Origin of the sequence: Streptomyces sp. NBC_01314 (genome assembly GCF_041435215.1) — a bacterium.
In the GTDB taxonomy this organism is placed as follows: domain Bacteria; phylum Actinomycetota; class Actinomycetes; order Streptomycetales; family Streptomycetaceae; genus Streptomyces.
On record NZ_CP108394.1, the window covers coordinates 1,974,217 to 1,991,645 of the forward strand.

Genomic DNA, 17,429 nt, shown 5'->3' on the forward strand with positions numbered 1-17,429 from the left:
CCCGGAAAAACTCGAGCCGACGCTACGAACCAGTCGAAGAGGTGGGTCGAGGAGTGCTGCGTACGTTGATCGTCGGCCTGGGCCGCGCGGGCCTGGGACTGCATGTGCCGGTGCTGAGGCGTACGCGTGCCACAGCCGTGGACACGTTCGCCGATCACCCGATCGTGGGGGTGGACCCCGAACATTCCTCGCTTGACCGGCAGCGGGAAGACCTCCTGATCGTCGATTCCCTGCGTCGAGCACGCGAACTCCTCGACCCGGCGCATACGGTCGTCCACCTGTGCACCCCGCCCGCCGTACGCGCCGAGGTGCTCCGCGAGGTCGCCGAGCTCGGCTTCCGGCGGATCCTCCTGGAGAAACCGCTGGCCGGTGACCGGGGCGCGCTCCAGACCGTCCTGCATCTCGCGCGGGCGCACGAGCTGCGACTGTCAGTGGTGGCACCCTGGCTGCACAGCGCGCTGACGCAGTGTCTCGTCCAGATCGTGGCCGACGGGAGCCTCGGCGCGGTCCGCTCCGTGTCCGTCACCCAGCACAAGCCCCGGTTCCGGCGCTCTCTCGGCAGCAGCAGCCACACCTCCGCCTTCGACGTGGAGGCACCGCATGCGGTGGGCGTCCTCCTGCGCCTCCTGGGGGACGCCCAGGTATGCGGCGCCGCCTGCGCCGACCTGCAGGTGGCGGAGGTGACAGTGCCCCGCATGGGCGGTATGCGCCTGGAACTGCTGCACGACGGCGGGGCCCGGAGCGAGGTGGTGTCCGACCTGTCCTCGCCGGTACGTCAGCGGCGAATCGTGCTCGACATGGCGGGCGGCAGTGTCGTCGGACACTACGCGGTCGGCCAGAACGACGACTTCGCTCAGCTGGAGATCACCCGCGATGGCAGCACCGTGCGTGAGGTCCTTCGTGACGACTCCCTCACCTCCTGTCTGACCCGTGCCTACCGCCGCTTCGTCGATGACGCCGACACCGACGACCTCGACCTGCACGTACGGACGGTCCAGTTGCTCGACGAAGCGAAGCGGCTGGCGGCAGACGGGCACGAGGTCGTGCCGCCGCACGACGGCCGGACGGCTCGCAAGGAGGCGACCATCCATGGGAGTTGACTCCCCCTTCGGATCAGACCCTCTGCACCCCCCGTACGGCGTGCCCGAGGACGACCCCGTCGGGCGGGCGGCTCCCGGCGTCCGTTTCGCGGGAATCGGGGACGAGGCCGCGGTGGATCTCGCCGGGCAACTGGATGCCCTGCATCAACTCCGCTGGAAAACAATCGAGTTGCGTAACGTCGACGGCGTCGCGGTCGCCGACCTGGACGACCGGGCCTTCGCCGCCCTGACCGAGCGGATCGCGGCAGCGTGCCTCGATGTCGTCTGCGTCGATTCCCGGATCGCCAACTGGAGCCGCCCGATCACCGGCCGCTTCGAGGACGACGTGGCGGAGCTACGGGTGCTGGCCTCGCGTTGCGCCACCCTGGGCACTCGGTATGTCCGGGTGATGTCCTACCCCAACGCCGGCCTGGACGAGGAGAAGTGGGGCAGGCAGGTGCTGGACCGGATGGCTCTCCTGGTCCGCCAGGCCGAGCAGTACGGGCTGGTGCTGCTGCACGAGAACTGCAGCGGCTGGGCCGGAACCCGGGCCGACCGGATGTTGGACCTCCTCGACCGCGCCGACAGCCCCGCGCTGCGGCTGCTGTTCGACATCGGCAACGGCGTCCCCCACGGCTACGACACCCGCGCGCTGCTGGGCACCGTCATCGACCATGTCGCTCACGTACACGTCAAGGACGCCCGCACCGGACCGGACGGCCATGTCACCTACACGCTGCCCGGGGAGGGGCAGTCCGAGGTGTCCGCCTGCCTGCGGGCCCTCCTCGACCACGGCTACACCGGGGCCCTGTCGATCGAACCGCACACCCACCTGCGGCCGCACCAGGATCACGACACCACGGGTACCGACAGTGTGGCGGCGTTCGTCAGTTACGGCCGGTCCCTGGAGCGCCTCGTGCGGCAGGAAATCGTGGCTGCCCGCACCTCCGCCGCCGGTGGGGTGCCGCATGCCTGACCTCCCGACCCGGCTGCCTCCCCCACCCGACTCCGCTGCCGCTCCCCTGCTGCGTCCCGCACGGCTGACGCCAGCCGACCACGACCTGCTGCTCGACCTCCTCGACACCCCCACAGCCGGTCCGCTGGAGTCGGACGGTGACGGCCCCACCGCTCGCCTGTGGGAGGCCGGACGGACCTATGCCACGGCTGCCGCGGCGGTCGGTCTGAGGGTGCTGCGTCACGCCCCGGCGAAACCAGAGGTGCTGCGCCGGGACGACGTACCCCTGATGGTTCGGGAGGCGGCGAAGGACGAGACGTTCCTGGCCCGGCAGCCCAACCTGGTGCTGCGCCTCGGGCCGGAACTCCCGCGGCAGGACACGGTGATGTTCAACGTCCACCTGGACACGGTGGCCGGGTGGTGGCCGGCCCGTTTCGACGGACGGCGCTTCACCGGGCGCGGGGCGATCGACGCCAAGGGCCCCGCCGTCGCATTGCTCGCCGGCATTCGGGCAGCCCGCGCGGCCGAACCGGCCCTGGGCAGCCGGATCGGCGTGCTCATCCAGGCGGTCGCGGGCGAGGAAGGCGGCGCCATGGGTACGTTCGGTACCCGGCCGCTGGTGGAGGAGGGGTTCACGGGCGGGCTGAACCTGTTCTGTGAGCCCACCGGGCACCGGTTCCTGCCCCGTTCCACGGCGTCCATGACTGCCTGCGTAAGCGTTCGGGGTGAGGACGCGGTGGACGACCGCCCCGAGGCCGGGCACAACGCGACCGTGCTGCTGGGGCACATCGGCCACTACCTGGCCCGCGCCCTGCCACCGCGAATCGGCGACGGCAAAGTGTGCGTGGCAGGCCTGCACACCGGCGAACGGCACAACCGGGTCTACGGCACCGGCCGACTGCTGCTCAACGTCTCCTACGGCTCCCGGCAGACCGGCCGAGCCGCCGAACGCGTGCTGGGGCAGGCGTTGCGTAAGGCGCTCGCCGACTTCTCCGCCGGGGCCGCCGGCACCCGTGACCTGGCCAGGACGGCCGCTGACGCGACACGGATCACGTCTTTGCACTGGTACAAGCGGGGCCTGCCCGCACTGGACGGCCGGGGTCGCGCGCCGTGGGCCGAGGAACTGCTGGAACGACGCGCGGGCCTGGTGCGCTGGCCCGACGAAGAGCCGGCCTTCACCTGCGACGCCATCTGGATGGACGGCGTCCCCGACAGCTACACCGCGGTCTTCGGCCCCGGCGACCTGCACACCAACCACGCGCACGCCGACGGCGAATACGCCGACCTGGACGACTTGGACCGGTACGCCGACGACATCGCCCGCGTACTCGTCGCACGCGTCCGCCACCCGCCGCACGACGGCGAAGCCACCCACGACGACGGCGCCGCCGAAGCACCTCACGCTCACTCAGCGGTCGCGCCCGGCGCGGCCACGGACAGGATCTCTCCCCGATGACCTCGCCGACTTCCCCGACAACTGCAACTGCAACTACCACTGCCACGAGGGCTGTGCCGATCCTTTCCGACCCATGCCTCGTACCACCCCGGCCCCCCGGCAACTCCGGGGTGCGGGTGCCGTACCGGGAACTCGTCGCCTTCGTGGCCGATGTCTTCGGTGCCAGGGGCATCCCGGAGGAGCGCGCAGGAGCGGCTGCCGAGGCGCTGTGCCACGGCGACCTGACGGGTTTCACCAGTCACGGCATCACCAATCTCACCCGCCTCTACCTGCCGCTGCTCGACACGGGCCGGTGCGACCCGCGGGCCGAGCCGCGGATCGTCGCCGACCACGGGGCCTCGGTTCTTCTCGACGCTCGCCGGGCGCTCGGGCTGTGGGCGGCCGCCGAGGCGATGGACCTCGCGGTCGAGCGCGCCCGCCGGTACGGGGTCGGTATGGTCTCGGTGCGTGGCGCCACACACTTCGGCTGCGCGGGTCACCACGCCCTGCGCGCGGTCCAGCACCACATGGTGGGCCTGGTCACCGCCAACTGCGGCCGACAGCAGATCGTCCGCCCCGTCGGCGGACGGGCCCCCATGCTCGGCACCAACCCCCTCGCGCTGGCCGCCCCGGCCGGTGATCGGCCGCCCTTCGTCCTGGACATGGCCACCACCGTGGCCCCCACCGGCAGAGTCCGGGCCGCGGCACGCGCAGGGCAGAGCGTGCCCGCGGGCTGGCTGCGGGACGACGACGGCACGCCGGTCACCGACCCGGCGGCCTTCGACCGCGGCCAGGCGCACCTGAGCTGGCTCGGCGGTGACCCCGACGCCGGTGTCTACAAGGGCTATGGCCTGGGCCTGCTGGTGGAGGTGCTGTCCGCACTCGTCCCCGGAGCCGGACTCGGCCCGCACGAGAAGACGGCTGAGCCCGTCGGCCCCGACGACGACATCGGCTGCCTCATGCTGGCCATCGCCCCTGGGCGGCTCCGGCCCGAGGCGGAGTTCCTCACCGATGCGGCCGGCCTGTTCGGCGCCCTCCTCGGCTGCCCGCCGATCCGGGCGGACGAGCCGGTGTGTTACCCCGGCTGGCCCGAGGACGCCCGCTGTCGCGACCGACGCGCCCACGGCGTGCCGCTCGCGGCGGCCCTGCACCAGGAGATGCTCGACCTGGCCCGGAACAGCAGCCTCCGCTTCCCGGCACCGGCGGAACCCACCGAGGAGGGAAGCCCGGCATGACCGTCCCCCGCGTCGGCCTCATCGGCCTCGGCGTCATCTCCCGCTTCTACCTGGCCGCGTTCGAACGCGAGGCGTGCGCGCGGCTGGTGGCCGTATGCGACCCCGACGAGGACCGGCTCGCCACCGCACCACCGCAGGTGTCGCGCTACCGCGACCACCGCGAGCTGCTGCGGGCGGCGAACCTGGACGCTGTGGTGGTCAACGTGCCCAACGACCTGCACTACCCGGTGTGCAGGGATGCGCTGGAGGCCGGACGCGCGGTGTGCGTGGAGAAGCCGCTCGCCACGAAGCCGTCCGATGCCCACCACCTCCTGCGACTCGCCCAGCACAGCGGCACCATGCTGTTCACCTCTTTTCACCGCCGCTACAACAGGGAGGTGAACGCCCTCCGCGACCGCATCGCCTCCGCCGCGCCGATCACTTCGCTGACAGTGCGCTACGAGGAGACGATCGAGGAACACGCCGGACAGGACCGCTGGTATCTCGACCCGGAACGCTGTGGAGGCGGCTGTGTCGCCGACAACGGGCCCAACGCGTTCGATCTGGTCCGCCTGTTCCTCGGCGACGTCCAGGTGGCCGACGCCGCCGTGCACCGCGATGCGCACGGCGTCGACCGGCAGGCGCAGGTGCTGCTGGATGCCCCGTCCGGCGCGGCGGCAGGGGTCGTGCTCGACTGGTCCTGTCCCGGTGAGCGCAAAACGGTTGAGGTGCGACTCGCCGACGGGACCGTGGACCGTGCCGACATGCTCGCGGGCCATCCGGAGTTCAAAGGGTCCCTCTGGCACGAGTACGTGGGCGTGCTGCGGGACTTCACCGACATCCTGGCCGGCCGCCGCCCGAACGATCCCGGCGGCCTGGCCGCCCTGGAGCTGGTGACCGCCACGTACGCGCGTGAACGCGCCGACCGACCCCGTCGTCCCCGACAGGAGGCCCCCCGGACATGACACCAGGAGAGGACGGGGCCAAACGCGCCGTACACGGGCAGTTGGTGAAGGTGCTCACCCACCGGCGTGATGACCGGGGCATGGCGCTGGAGGAGTTCGCGAGCCGGTGTGTCCGCCGTGGTGAGGTGCATGAGCTGGTGACCACCGACCAGACGGAGACCACTGCCGGCGCCCGGATCGACCGGGTCGGCTTTCTGGGTTTCGTGGAGATCGGATGCGCCGGGGTGATCGACCGAGGCGATGCGGTCTGGACGAACGGCGACCGGGTGGGGACGGTTCTGGGATTCGACGCCTGTCACTTCCCGAACCACTACAACATCCTCATCTCGGTGCCCGAACCGCTCACCGGCCCGCAGCTCGGTCTCGCACCCGAGATGGAGGTTCGGTTCGAGCAGCGGGCGGGAGTGCCACGTCCGCCCCGCGGCCCTGGTCCACCGTCCACTGACGACCGACAGCCCGATGCCCGATGCCCGATCACCAGGAGCGCCCGCCCATGAATCCTCGTCTCAACTGTGCCGCGTAGCGGCACAGCAACGGACGGGAAGGCCAGAATCCTCGGGCTTCAGCCCGAGGAGCAAGTCAAAGCCCGTCTCGGCCACAGCCGATGCCTGGACGGTCTGTCCGAGGTGACTCTCACCGCTCCATCACGCGCGGCGTCGCGATCTCGCTGCTCGGGCCCGTCGGGCAGCTGGTCGATCTCCCCGCGAGCGTGCCTGATCTCCTGTAGGCGTGTGGTTCGTTCGATCCGCGCCGCCTCGTACTGGTTCGCGTCCGCTCGGGGGCGTTCGCATACGCGGCCGGACAGCGAGCCGGAGCCACGGGGGTGTCAGGGCAGGAGGATCACTTTGCCGGTCTGTCGATGGCTTTCCAGGTAGGTGTGGGCCTCGGCCGCCTCTGCCAGGGGGTAGGCCCGGTCGATGATCGGGTTGATCTTTCCGTCTGCCAGCAGTTCGAGGCACATTTGCTGGTCGCGCAGGGTCGCGCCGCGCACGCTGGCGATCCTCACCTGTCCGCCGATGAGCGCGAGCGCGTCCAGTTCGAGGCGGGATCCCTGGTCGGTCGGTGTGCCCAGGACGATGACCGTGCCGCCGAGCCGTATGCAGGAAAGGGAGAGCTGGAAGAAGTCGTTGCCGCCGACACAGTCCCAGACGGCGTCGGCGCCCAGACCGTGCGTCAGCTCCCTGACCTGTCCCGGCAGTCGGGGATCGGTGGAGTGCAGGATGTGGTCGTAGCCGAGCTTCCTGAGCGCTTCGTCGCGGTCCGGCTTGGTGGTGGTGCCGATGACGGTGGCTCCGCTCAGCTTCGCCAGTTGTGCGCAGGCGATCGCCATCCCGCCGCTGGCGCCGGTGATGACCACCGTGTCGCCGGGACCGACGGGTGCTTGCCGCGCACAGTTGAGCGGGGTGGTGTAGGTCCACATGGTGGCTGCGGCCGTCTCGAAGTCGACGCCGTCGGGGATGGGCAGGATCGCGTCCTGGCGACGCACGACGTACTGGGCGTATCCGCCGAAGACCTGGTGCCCGGGGTAGGCGGTGGCGATGCACAGGTTTTCGAGCCCGCGTACGCACAGGGCGCAGTTACGGCACGGCGGGTGCGGAAGCTGCACCGCCCTGTCGCCGGGCTGCCACCTGGTGACGTTCTCGCCGGTGGCGACGACTTCACCGGCCGCGTCCCGGCCGAGCTGGAACGGCAGAGGCCACGCGGGCCGTCCCGGGAGAGGCTGCGGCAGGTTGCCCGAGCGGTACCGGAGATCCCAGCTGTTGACGGCCGTGGCGTGCACGCGCATCAAGACGTCGTCGGGGCCGACCTCGGGAATCGGCGCTTCGATGTACTTGAGCACCTCGGGCCCGCCATGTTCGAACAGGCGGACCGCCATCATGGTCTGTTCCACTTTCACGTTCCTTCAGATCGTTACGCGGTTCATCGGAGGCTCCATACAGCCGCCTGCACCTCACCCGCCCCGGCGAGAACGTGTGCGAGCGGACCTCGACCTGGCGGCTCACCAGGGGTGACCCAGGAAGCCGAACAGTCCGACGATCGGCCGCTCGGTCTCGGGGCGGGTGAGCGTCAGCTCGGAGATCCGCTCGGCCGTGTCCGGGTCGGAGGACGGCGTCGGGTTCGCGAGCAGGTCCCGACTGAGCACGAGTCCGGCGCACCCGACGCTCGACGCAGCCGGGGCGGCCACGCCGGCGGCCTGCAGTCGGATGCGGAGCAGACCGGCGAGCAACCTCGCCGCCGCCGCTGCCCCTGCCGCCGCACAGGCCTTGAACAGGCCGTGAACAGGCCGACGGAACCGGACAGTGCGGTGTGAACCGCTGTAGTCAGGTGCCGCACACCATGGTGATCAACCGCGGCCGATGGCGGGACGAGGGAAGCCTGCATGACCGCCAGGCAACAGCCGCCTCATAAAACACGTACCACTCGGCGTATGAAGCTTCCATGAAGGCGGGTTCTCCACGCCTGCGCCCACTTCTCGTCGACGGGGCCGGCCGCTTCCTAGCCCGGGGTGACGGGGAAGACAGCGAGTGTGAAAGCTGCAGCCAGCCGCAACGGACGCTGGGCCGAACACGCGCACTGAGAGCACTGCTCGGCGTCCAGCGGGAGAGACGGAGTCAGCGGGAGACCGGTGGCATGCCGCTTCGGGGGGCGGGTTCCTGCGGTAGGTGCAAGGTGAACGTCGCTCCCTTGCCCAGGCCGGCGGATTCCGCGGTGATGTCTCCGCCGTGGGCTCGGGCGATGCCCCGGGCGATGGCCAGGCCGATGCCGCTGCCGCCGGCGGCAGCGGGTCGGCCGGGACGCTCAAGGCGTTCGAAGCGGTGGAAGATGCGCTCCAGGTTGTGTTCGGCGATGCCGATGCCGTCGTCCACGATGCGGACGATCACATGGTGCACGGGAGACGGTTCAGCGTGCACGGACAGCGCCACATGCCCGTACCGGTCGGATGCGGCCAGTGCGTTGCCGAGCAGGTTCACCAGGACCTGGGTGATCCGGTCCGGGTCGCAGAAAGCGCCGACGGATGTGCCTGCGTCCACGACGAGGGTCACCGTCTGGTCGTCGTACTGGGGGCGCAGTCGCTCGGCTGTGGTCCGAGCCACCATGGCCACGTCGGTGAGTTTGCTGTGAAGAACGAAGGCGCCCTCCTCCGACCGGGACAGACTGGAGAGGTCGCCCGTTAAGCGCTGCAGCCGGTCCAGGTCGTCGGCGAGGGAAGCGAACATCGCCTCGTCGGGGACGAAGATTCCGTCGGCCACGCCCTCGATCTGGGCGCGTAGCAGGGTGATGGGGGTTCGCATCTCGTGGGCGACCTCGGAGATCAGCCGGGCGCGGCGGCGTTCGGTGTCGGCGAGGGCTGCCGCCAGCGTGTTGACGTCTTCGACCAGCGCTGCCAGGCCCGGTTCGCTGGGGAGTTCGAGGACGTCGTCGTAGTGTCCCTCGGCGAGCCGGCGCGTGGTGGCGCGCACCCTGTCGAGCGGACGCAGCAGAAACCGGGACAGGGCGACGGACGCCGGGAAGGCCGCGGCCAATCCGAACAAAAGGCCGACCTGCAGGACCACGTCACCTTCGATGTCGGCAAAACCGAGCCAGACCTCGATCAGCGCGCTGATCGCCGCCATGGCCAGCAGTGCCAGGAGGAGCACCATGACGTGCGAGAGCACCAGCCGGTTGCGGAGCGACAGACGCTCCTGGATTCGGCGCAGCCGCGCACGACACCTGTGGTAAGCCGGGAAGCGGGCGGGCGACATGGGTGGGTGTCCTTCCTGGCCGCTAGGCGGGGCGCCCGATGAAGCGGTAGCCGATGGTGCGGACAGTGCCCACGAACCGGGGTGCGCCCGCGTCGTCGCCCAGCGCGCGCCGCAATGTGCGGATGTGCACGTCCACGACGCGCTCGTCACCGAAGAAGTCCTCGCCCCACACCTGGGCCAGCAGGCCGCGCCGGGTGAAGACCCGTCCGGGGGCCCGGGCCATCGCGAACAGCAGATCGAAGTCGAGAGCGGACAGCTCCACCGCCCGGTCGGCATCGACCAGCACGGTCCGCGTCACGCTGTCGACAGTCAGCCCGTCGAAGCGCAGGACACCGTCCTCGTCGGCCGCCTCGGACCGGCTGTCCGTGCGCCGCAGGATGGCGCGCACCCGTAGGGCCAGTTCGCGGGGGCTGAACGGCTTGGTGACGTAGTCGTCGCTGCCGGTGGTGAAGCCGATCAACCGGTCGACCTCCTCGTCGCGGGCGGTGAGCATGATCACCGGGATCTGGCTCGCCTCCCGGATGCGGCGCAGGACCTGGAATCCGTCCAGCCCCGGGAGCATCACATCGAGCACCACGAGGTCCGGCAGGTCACGGGTGACCGCCTGCAGGGCGGACGGTCCGTCCGCGGCTTCGACGACGTGGAACCCGTCCGCCTCCAGGTAGCCGCGCACGGTCATGCGGATCTTGGGCTCGTCATCGACGACCAGAACGCGCTGCGTACTCATCGTGCTCGCTTTCCATCGCCGGGTGGGAGGAGGGAAGGGAAGAGGGACGGGGAGGGTCGCCATGGCCGCGGGGTGACACGGCTGCGTGGAGGCAGAGGGCCTCGAATGCGGCCAGCGTACGGTGCATGTCGGGGTCGGCGACGATCTGTTGGGCCGGCCTCGCCCATCCGGCGCCGGGCCGCCGGGTCGCCGAGCGGCCCATGAGGCGGTCAGCGAGGGCGCCCACGACACCGGGCCGGAAGAGGTAGCTGTCGCGGCCGGGGTGGACCATGTGTGGCAGCGCCGTCGCGTCGGCCGCGACGACGGGCTTGCCCGCGGCCATGGCCTCCAAGGTGACCAGGCTCTGCAGCTCCGCGGTGTTCGGGCACCAGGAAGGTGTCGCAGCGGACGTAGGCGTCAGAACCTCTTGGTCGGTGGCGAGGCCGTGGAAGGTGATCCGGTCCCGGTGCACAGAGCGCCGCCCGTGCCCCTCGGCGGGACGCGGGCGGCGGCCTTGGCGTGCGGTCGCGGCTCAGCGCGAGCCGGCGCGGCGTATACGCGCCTTCAGTTTCGGGAACTGGCCGAGGGCGTTGTCCCGCTCGAGGGCGATCCGCTCGCGCCGGCTGTAGATCTCGTCGACGGTCGGTTCGGGGTCGCCCGTCTTGAGAATCGGCAGGCTGCCCTTGAGGAAGGGCATCGTCTCGACGTTGTCGGCCGCATAGAGGTGGCGGGTCGCCGGCCAGTCGCTGCCGAACATGATGTGGTCGGCGGGCACGAGGGACGACAGCGGCTGCAACTGCGCCGCGGTAAACGCCTGTGCGTTGTCGAAGAACAGCCGCTTCATGTACTTGAGGGGGCCTTCGGGCAGCACCTCGTTGAAGGGCGGGAAGGCCGAGTGCCGTGTCGCGAGCCGGTAGGCCAGGAAGGGCAGTGCCCCGCCGGAGTGCGTGAAGTGCCAGCGGATGTTCGGGTAGTCCCGCAGGACACCGTTGTAGATAAGGCTGGTCATCGCGCGGGTCGCATCGAACGTGTACTCGAAGACGTTGTTCCCGGCCGGGATGTCCGGGCCGAAGCAGAGCTTCGGAGCCGGGTTCGCCTCCGGACCCGTCGGGTGGACATAGACGTAGGCATGGCGGTCATTGAGGATCTCGTACAGAGGTGCGAACGAAGGATCCCCGAGGTAGGTGCCCTTGTAGTTGGTGAGCAGGCAGATGCCGTCGAGATCCAGTTCGCCGAGCGCACGGTCCACCTCGGCGACCGCGCCGTCGATGTCGGGCATCGGAGTGACCGCGAAGATCCCGAACCGGTCACCCCGGGTCCGCACGAGGTTGTGGGCGTAGTCGTTGACCGCGCGGGCGGTGGCGCGCCGGTCGTCGACCGGGCCGACGGTGACCTGGAGGTCGCCGAACGACAGGACGCTGGCCTGGATCCGGTACTGGTCCATGAAGGCGACGTGCCGCTCGACCGACCACGGACCGTACGCCCCGGTAATGGCGCCGAGGAGGCCGTAGCGCTTCAGGTAGTCGTTGTACACGTCGGGCGAGTAGTGGGCGTGGGTGTCGATACGCCAGTTGCCCTTCGGCAGCCCCGAGCCGGACGATGCCGTCTCCGGACTGGCCATGGCAGCAGGCACCGTGGCCGCCGCCGCCGTGACAAGCGCCGCGGCCGATGCCCCTTCGATCATCCTTCGACGCGAGATGTTCCGTCGCAGGTTCATTTCCAGTTCCCCTCTTGATTCTGTGTGCGAATCAGGTCGTATGTGTGTGGGTCGTGACACCGTCGCCAGGCCGGGCGGCCTGCGCAGGGCAGCGGGTGGGGCCGGTGCCGTGTCGAAGAGGCCGGCCGGTGTCCCGGTCGGGCTGGGCGGCGATGGTCCCCGCCTCGATGGAGACCGCTGTCTCCCCGGCCGTGCGTGCGCGCGGTCCGGGCAGATCGGGGAGCGCAAGCGGGTAAGTCGCTCCTCGGCTGGGCGGTCTCCGCCAACAGGTCGATTCGGCGCTCATGCGTGGGAGCCCTATGGCGCCGATGCCGCCGCGCCGACCGGTAGTCGGTTGTGAAGCGGACCCACGAGCAACGCCGCCGGCTTCGCCGCCACCCCCGCTGTCACTGCCACTGCCGACCCCGCCGTTGCCGCTTCCGCCACGCAGGTCGTGAACAGGCCGCCGGTTCCTTCATGCGGCGCGTAGTCGCCGGCCGCCTGCCCGACGGGGTCCACGTGCCTGGCCGACACCGGACGAGGGAACGCGCCGAGCACGACGGAACCGGACGGCGCGGTGTGAACCGCCGTAGTCAGGTGCCGCACAACAGGGTGATCAACGGTGTCCATCGGCGGGATGAGCAGTGCGTGCATGACCCTCAGACAACAGGCGCCTCATAAGGCACGTACCACTGGGCGCATGAAGCTTCCGTGAAGCGAATCGCCGGGCTGGCGCCCACTTCCTGCCGTGGTCTCCCGCTTCTTCCGGATTCAGGGGGACTCCCCCGGCCGCCGTGCCGAGGAAGCCGATGCGGAAGGTGAGGCGCTGCCACCCGGCCGGTACGACGAACGCGAGACTTCTTCAGACGGGTCCGTCAGGAGTGCGTGGTCAGCTCTTGGGTGCGTCCGCCGTGTCCGGGGGCAGGTGGAGCGGCGATCCGACATCGCGGATGTTGTCCTGCCTGTTCGCGAGGTTCGACGCCGCCTCAACGCCCGTGCCTTCGAGAGCCCTTGAGGGCACGTACCGGTTTCGCTGCCTGAACGCTGCTGTTCCGGTTGACCTCTGTCAAGAGCCCTCGGTGACTACTCCTGCGAGTCCTGCGGTGCGCCGACAGGCTGCAGCATGGTGAGCCACTGGGCCACGACGGCGTCGATGAAGGCGTCGGTGACCTGGCCGCGGTCGAGGAAGAGCCGGGCGAGGACGGGCCCGTACAGCAGGGTGAACTCGTCGTCGCTGATCTGGATGCCCGCAGGCTCCAGCAGCCTGTTGAAGCCGGTGTGGCGGTCTTCGCCGATGCGGACGAGTGCCCTGGCACTGTCGGGGTCGTGGTCGGCCTGAGCGGTGACGGCCAGTGCCGCGGTGCGCACGGACGGCACGCTGACGCCGGCACGCAGGCTCTTCAGCCAGGCGGTGGCCACGGCGCCCACGTCGCTGCCCGGTTCGGGGTAGGTCCCGAGGTCGGGGCCTTCGAGGACGAGGTCGAAGAGCAGCGCGGCTCGGGTGGGCCAGTGCCGGTAGAGGGTCTGGCGAGTGACCTCCGCCCGTTCGGCCAGCAGGGCATAGGTCAGCCCGGCCGGTCCGACCCGGGGCAGCAGTTCTCGCGCGACGGCCAGCACGCGGTTGCGGGTGCGCTGCACGCGCGGATTGCCCGGGGTCGGCTGACGGCGGTGCAGGGGCTGGTTCATCCCGCCACCCTACCGGCAAATCATACGGCGAGGGTGATTGACGTCACAGTCTGAATCATACGGCGCGTGTGATACAACTGAAGAGCAATCACACGCACTGGATGATTCCTTGCGTGTCGGTGTCTGTGAAAGGTAGATGGCCATGTCGTCTCGCACCCTGCTCGAGCCCGCGTTCGCCCGTACTCGCCTCGGGTCCGGCCCCGGTCTGCTCCTCGCCCACGGCGCCGGCAGCAGCCTGGCCGGCACCTACGGCCCCGTCCTGGAAGGACTCGCCGCCCGCAACACCGTCGTCGGCATCGACTACCCCGGCAGCGGCGACACCCCCCGCTCCACGACCCCGCTGTCCGTCGACGACCTCGCCGACCAGCTCATCGCCGCCGCCGACGCGGAGGGCCTGGACCGCTTCGCCGTGTCCGGCTACTCCCTCGGCGGCCCGGTCGCCATCCGCGCCGCCACCCGCCACCCCGAGCGCGTCACCGCGCTCGTCCTGACCGCCTCTTTCCCGCACCGCGACAACCGGCTCGCTCTCGCCTCCTCGGTCTGGAGCAAGATCGCCGCGTCCGGCGACCGCGAACTGCTCGCCGAATTCCAGCTCATGATGGCCCTCGGCACCCAGGCGCTGGAGTCCATGCCCGCCGAGCAGCTGCGGCAGACCCTCGGTTACGTCGCCGCCGGCGCGGCCGACGGCAGCTCCGAGCAGACCGACCTCGTCGGCCAGGTCGACGTCCGGGACGACCTCGCCGGCATCAAGGTCCCCACCCTGGTCGTTTCGACCACCGACGACCGGCTCACCTCCACGGGCCTGCACCGCCAGCTCGCCGAGACCATCCCCGGCGCCCAGCTCGCGGAAATCGCCACCGGCCACCTGCCGATGCTGGAGCGGACCGAGGAGTGGCTGCAGCTCATCAACGACTTCCTCGGCAAGCACAACGCCTGAGGGCGCACCACGGGTGAGGCCACGCAGCGAACAGCGGCGTAGCCCCACACCCGGACCGACCATTGATCACGATCCACTTACCAGCCCCAGTGGTGGAATCGGCCGCCTCCCGGTCCCCGATCACTGGAATCTCTGTGGGTTCGTAGACCCACTTCCCCTCTCGAGTTCATGGAGAAATCATGCTCAACTTCGGCAGTCTCGACGAGACCACCTCCTTCCGCGACCAGCAGAAGGAGAAGGCCGACCCGGTCACCATCATCAACACGTTTGTCGCTCCGGAAGGCAAGGAGGACGAGGTGGTGGCCGCCTGGACGGACGACGCGGAGTACATGAAGAAGTCGGGGAGCCTTCTCTCGGTGCAGCTGTACCGGGGCATCGGCGGCAGTCGGCTGTTCACCAACGTCGCGGTCTGGAAATCCACCGAGCACCTCCGCGCAGCGCTCGGCACGCCGGAGTTCGCCTCGCACCTGGAGCGCTACCCTGCCGGCACCGTCGCCTACCCGCACCTGTACCAGAAGGTCGCTGTCGAGGGCGTCTGCGAAGGGGAATGATGACCGTCCGTTGCTGGTCCGACGGTCGGGACCGGTCGACGGAGACGGCGGTACCTGGAGCTGTTCCCCAGGTACCGCCGCCCGAGGGCCGACAGGGCAGCCATAACGCGTTCAGGGACAGCGGGAGCATCACCGCGACGTCGTCGGCGCACCCTCTGCGGCGGCGCGCCCGTCCGGCAGTGCGCCCGTCCGCCAGTGCGGCGACTTCCGCGGCGAGACGGCTGTCGGCCGCGAGAAGCTCCGCACGCAGCTCTTCGGCCGACCGCAGCTCTTCGGCCGACCGCCGGGCACCCTCCCCGATCTCGTGCGCACGCTGGTTCGCCACTCGCGTACATGGGCGTCGCGACATCTGTACGCGCCCAGGTCAGCAGGTCGACGAGCGCGTCGGCGTCGCGGGCCACGCGGGCGACGACGCGGGCCCGGCTCCAACCCGGCAGGTACGAGGACCTGGTGAATCCCGGGTCGGTCAGTCAGTACACGGAGGTCTCGAAGGCGGCCGTGCCCTTGGCTGCCCACTCCGGCATCGCGGCCGGGCGTGCGCTCACCGTGTCTCGCGGTGGCAGGTGTTGCGGCACTCGCCGATCCCCTCGATCCGGGTGACGAGGGCCGAACCGTCCTGGAGATAGCGGGAGGGCTTGCGCGCGTGGCCTACTCCGCCCGGAGTTCCGGTGGCGATCACGTCGCCGGGCACGAGCGTGATGATCTCGGACAGGTACGCGACCAGCGTGGCCGGATCGAAGACAAGGTCACCGGTGTCGGCCTTCTGGACGGTGTCGCCATCGACTTCACAGGTCAGGCTCAGGCCCGGGGCAGCCACCGCGGGGTCGTCGGCGGTCACCAGCCACGGCCCGATGGGGGTGGTGGCCTCGAAGGTCTTGCCCTGGTCCCACTGAGTGGTGCGGTACTGCCAGTCCCGGGCGGTGACGTCGTTCAGCACGGTGTACCCGGCGATCGCCGCCCGTGCCCGCTCCGGGTCGGCGTGCCGGACCTCGGCCCCGATGACCACGCCGAGTTCGGCCTCCCAGTCCATCTGCGCGGACGCGGCGGGCAGGATCACGTCGTCGTACGCACCGACCAGCGCCCGCGCGTACTTGTTGAACAGCGTGGGATGTGAGGGGAGTTCGCGGCCCATCTCCAGGATGTGGGTGCGGTAGTTGAGGCCGACGCACACGACCTTCTCCGGCGCGACGACCACCGGCGCGTAGTCCAGGGCACCCTCGTACGTCTCGCCGTCGGCGTTCGCGGCGCGCGCCGCCCAGTCGCCGTGGCGCAGGAAGGCCACCAGGTCGGTCTCTCCGAGGTCCACCGCCTTGTCCTCGTCGACACGGACGGCGCGGGTGGTGCCGTTGACCCGGATGGTGGCGAGCTTCACTTGTGTTCTCCTCGGGAGGTACGGGCGAGTCCCAGGGCCTCGTAGACGGGCTCGTCGCTGAAACGGAAAAGGTCGACCTGGGTGCGGGCGGACAGCGAGACCTCGCACCAGGACGGGACGACGAACAGGTCGCCCGTGGCGATCTCGAAGACCTTGTCGCCGACATGGGCGACCGCCTCGCCCTCGAACACCTGCCAGACCGCGGAGCCGACCGTGCGCACCGGGGCGGTCTGGGTACCGGCCCGCAGTCGGCGCATCTCGGTGCGCATCGTGACCAGGGCGTCCCTGCCGGTGGTGGGGTTGGAGAAGCGCACTCCGGCGTGTCCGGGTTCGAGCACGCCGGGTACGCCTTCGTCCTCCAGCTCCAGCTGGGCAGTCAGGGCGGCGTCCGTGTGTTCCCAGCGGTAGGCGCCCAGCGGGGAGTTGGGCTGGTCGGGCTGACTGATCGGGCGCAGCCCGGGCCGGCCCCACAGTCGCTCGCCGCGCGAGTGCTCGGGGGTTTCGCGGGTGGAGAGTTCGTCGGGGCCGAACTCGAAGAAACCCGCGTCGAGTTTGGAGACGAGCGGGATGTCGAGGCCGTCGAGCCAGGCCATCGGCTTGTCGGTGACGTTCTGGTGCTCGTGGAAGGCCCAGCTGGGCGTCAGCAGCAGGTCACCCCGCCGCATCGCCACCGCGTCCCCGTCGACGTTGGTCCACACGCCCTCACCTTCGACGACGAACCGGAAGGCGCCCTGGCTGTGCCGGTGCGAAGGGGCGACCTCACGCGGCCCCAGGTACTGGATCGCGGTCCACAGGGTCGGAGTGGCGAAAGGAAGGCCCGGAAGGCCGGGGTTGGACAGGGCCATGGCGCGGCGCTCGCCGCCACGCCCCACCGGCACGAGCTCTCCGGAGCGCTGCGCGATGGGCAGCAGCTCCGCCCATCGCCACAGGTGCGGGACCGCGGCGGGCTGCGGCGACATCGGCATGAGGCCGTCCACCTGCGTCCACAGCGGGATCAGACCCGCGTCCTCGAAGTCGGCGTACAGCTCGTCGAGCAGCTTGTGCTCGGACTGTTCGCTGTTGGTATCGGTCACGGAAACCTCCACGTCGT

At 70.2% G+C, this 17,429-nt stretch carries 17 protein-coding genes; 8 read left to right on the forward strand and 9 right to left on the reverse strand.

Annotation, left to right across the window (positions count from 1 at the left end; genetic code table 11):
• Positions 1-53: 53 nt before the first annotated feature.
• Genes OG622_RS08735 through OG622_RS08760 form a run of 6 tightly spaced genes read left to right on the forward strand, consistent with a single transcriptional unit; the run spans position 54 to position 6,145 of the window.
• On the forward strand, positions 54-1,100 hold the full coding sequence (locus OG622_RS08735) for a Gfo/Idh/MocA family oxidoreductase (protein ID WP_371574574.1): 1,047 nt from the start codon (positions 54-56) through the stop codon (positions 1,098-1,100).
• A complete protein-coding gene (locus OG622_RS08740; protein WP_371574576.1) occupies positions 1,090-2,055 on the forward strand; it encodes a sugar phosphate isomerase/epimerase family protein in 966 nt (321 codons plus the stop codon). The genes OG622_RS08735 and OG622_RS08740 overlap by 11 nt, the downstream gene beginning before the upstream one ends.
• On the forward strand, positions 2,048-3,490 hold the full coding sequence (locus OG622_RS08745) for a M20/M25/M40 family metallo-hydrolase (protein WP_371574578.1): 1,443 nt from the start codon (positions 2,048-2,050) through the stop codon (positions 3,488-3,490). Before OG622_RS08740 ends, OG622_RS08745 begins: the two co-directional genes overlap by 8 nt.
• Positions 3,487-4,704, forward strand: a complete 1,218-nt coding sequence (locus tag OG622_RS08750) for an Ldh family oxidoreductase (RefSeq protein WP_371574580.1) — start codon at positions 3,487-3,489, stop codon at positions 4,702-4,704. Before OG622_RS08745 ends, OG622_RS08750 begins: the two co-directional genes overlap by 4 nt.
• Positions 4,701-5,648, forward strand: coding sequence for a Gfo/Idh/MocA family protein (locus OG622_RS08755; protein WP_371574581.1), 948 nt, complete (start codon positions 4,701-4,703; stop codon positions 5,646-5,648). Before OG622_RS08750 ends, OG622_RS08755 begins: the two co-directional genes overlap by 4 nt.
• Complete coding sequence (locus OG622_RS08760) at positions 5,645-6,145, forward strand: hypothetical protein (RefSeq protein WP_371574583.1); 501 nt, start codon at positions 5,645-5,647, stop codon at positions 6,143-6,145. Before OG622_RS08755 ends, OG622_RS08760 begins: the two co-directional genes overlap by 4 nt.
• Positions 6,146-6,474: 329 nt before the next feature.
• On the opposite strand, the gene OG622_RS08765 is transcribed toward OG622_RS08760, so the two are convergent.
• The 7 genes from OG622_RS08765 to OG622_RS08795 form a co-directional block, all read right to left on the reverse strand.
• Positions 6,475-7,539: a zinc-binding alcohol dehydrogenase family protein gene (locus OG622_RS08765; protein ID WP_371574585.1), complete on the reverse strand. Its 1,065-nt coding sequence runs from the start codon at positions 7,537-7,539 to the stop codon at positions 6,475-6,477.
• A 108-nt stretch (positions 7,540-7,647) separates the two neighbouring features.
• Positions 7,648-7,791 carry a hypothetical protein gene (locus OG622_RS08770; protein ID WP_371574587.1) on the reverse strand — a complete coding sequence of 48 codons (144 nt, stop codon included), beginning with the start codon at positions 7,789-7,791 and terminating at the stop codon, positions 7,648-7,650.
• Positions 7,792-8,260: 469 nt separating this feature from the next.
• Complete coding sequence (locus tag OG622_RS08775; RefSeq protein ID WP_371574589.1) at positions 8,261-9,391, reverse strand: sensor histidine kinase; 1,131 nt, start codon at positions 9,389-9,391, stop codon at positions 8,261-8,263.
• A 22-nt stretch (positions 9,392-9,413) separates the two neighbouring features.
• The gene (locus OG622_RS08780) at positions 9,414-10,118 is read right to left on the reverse strand and encodes a response regulator (protein ID WP_371574591.1); all 705 of its coding nucleotides are present in this window, start codon (positions 10,116-10,118) and stop codon (positions 9,414-9,416) included.
• A complete protein-coding gene (locus OG622_RS08785) occupies positions 10,087-10,569 on the reverse strand; it encodes a glycosyltransferase (protein ID WP_371574593.1) in 483 nt (160 codons plus the stop codon). Before OG622_RS08785 ends, OG622_RS08780 begins: the two co-directional genes overlap by 32 nt.
• Before the next feature lie 60 nt (positions 10,570-10,629).
• Positions 10,630-11,718: an amidohydrolase family protein gene (locus tag OG622_RS08790; RefSeq protein WP_371574594.1), complete on the reverse strand. Its 1,089-nt coding sequence runs from the start codon at positions 11,716-11,718 to the stop codon at positions 10,630-10,632.
• Between the two features lie 1,158 nt (positions 11,719-12,876).
• On the reverse strand, positions 12,877-13,479 hold the full coding sequence (locus OG622_RS08795; RefSeq protein WP_371574596.1) for a TetR/AcrR family transcriptional regulator: 603 nt from the start codon (positions 13,477-13,479) through the stop codon (positions 12,877-12,879).
• A gap of 142 nt (positions 13,480-13,621) precedes the next feature.
• On the opposite strand from OG622_RS08795, the gene OG622_RS08800 reads away from it, so the two are divergent.
• Positions 13,622-14,416, forward strand: coding sequence for an alpha/beta fold hydrolase (locus OG622_RS08800; RefSeq protein ID WP_371574598.1), 795 nt, complete (start codon positions 13,622-13,624; stop codon positions 14,414-14,416).
• Positions 14,417-14,595: 179 nt separating this feature from the next.
• Positions 14,596-14,967, forward strand: coding sequence for an antibiotic biosynthesis monooxygenase (locus OG622_RS08805; protein WP_371574600.1), 372 nt, complete (start codon positions 14,596-14,598; stop codon positions 14,965-14,967).
• 541 nt (positions 14,968-15,508) lie between these two features.
• On the opposite strand, the gene OG622_RS08810 is transcribed toward OG622_RS08805, so the two are convergent.
• Positions 15,509-16,339, reverse strand: coding sequence for a fumarylacetoacetate hydrolase family protein (locus tag OG622_RS08810; protein ID WP_371574602.1), 831 nt, complete (start codon positions 16,337-16,339; stop codon positions 15,509-15,511).
• Positions 16,336-17,412: a cupin domain-containing protein gene (locus OG622_RS08815; RefSeq protein ID WP_371574604.1), complete on the reverse strand. Its 1,077-nt coding sequence runs from the start codon at positions 17,410-17,412 to the stop codon at positions 16,336-16,338. The genes OG622_RS08810 and OG622_RS08815 overlap by 4 nt, the downstream gene beginning before the upstream one ends.
• Positions 17,413-17,429: the final 17 nt, after the last annotated feature.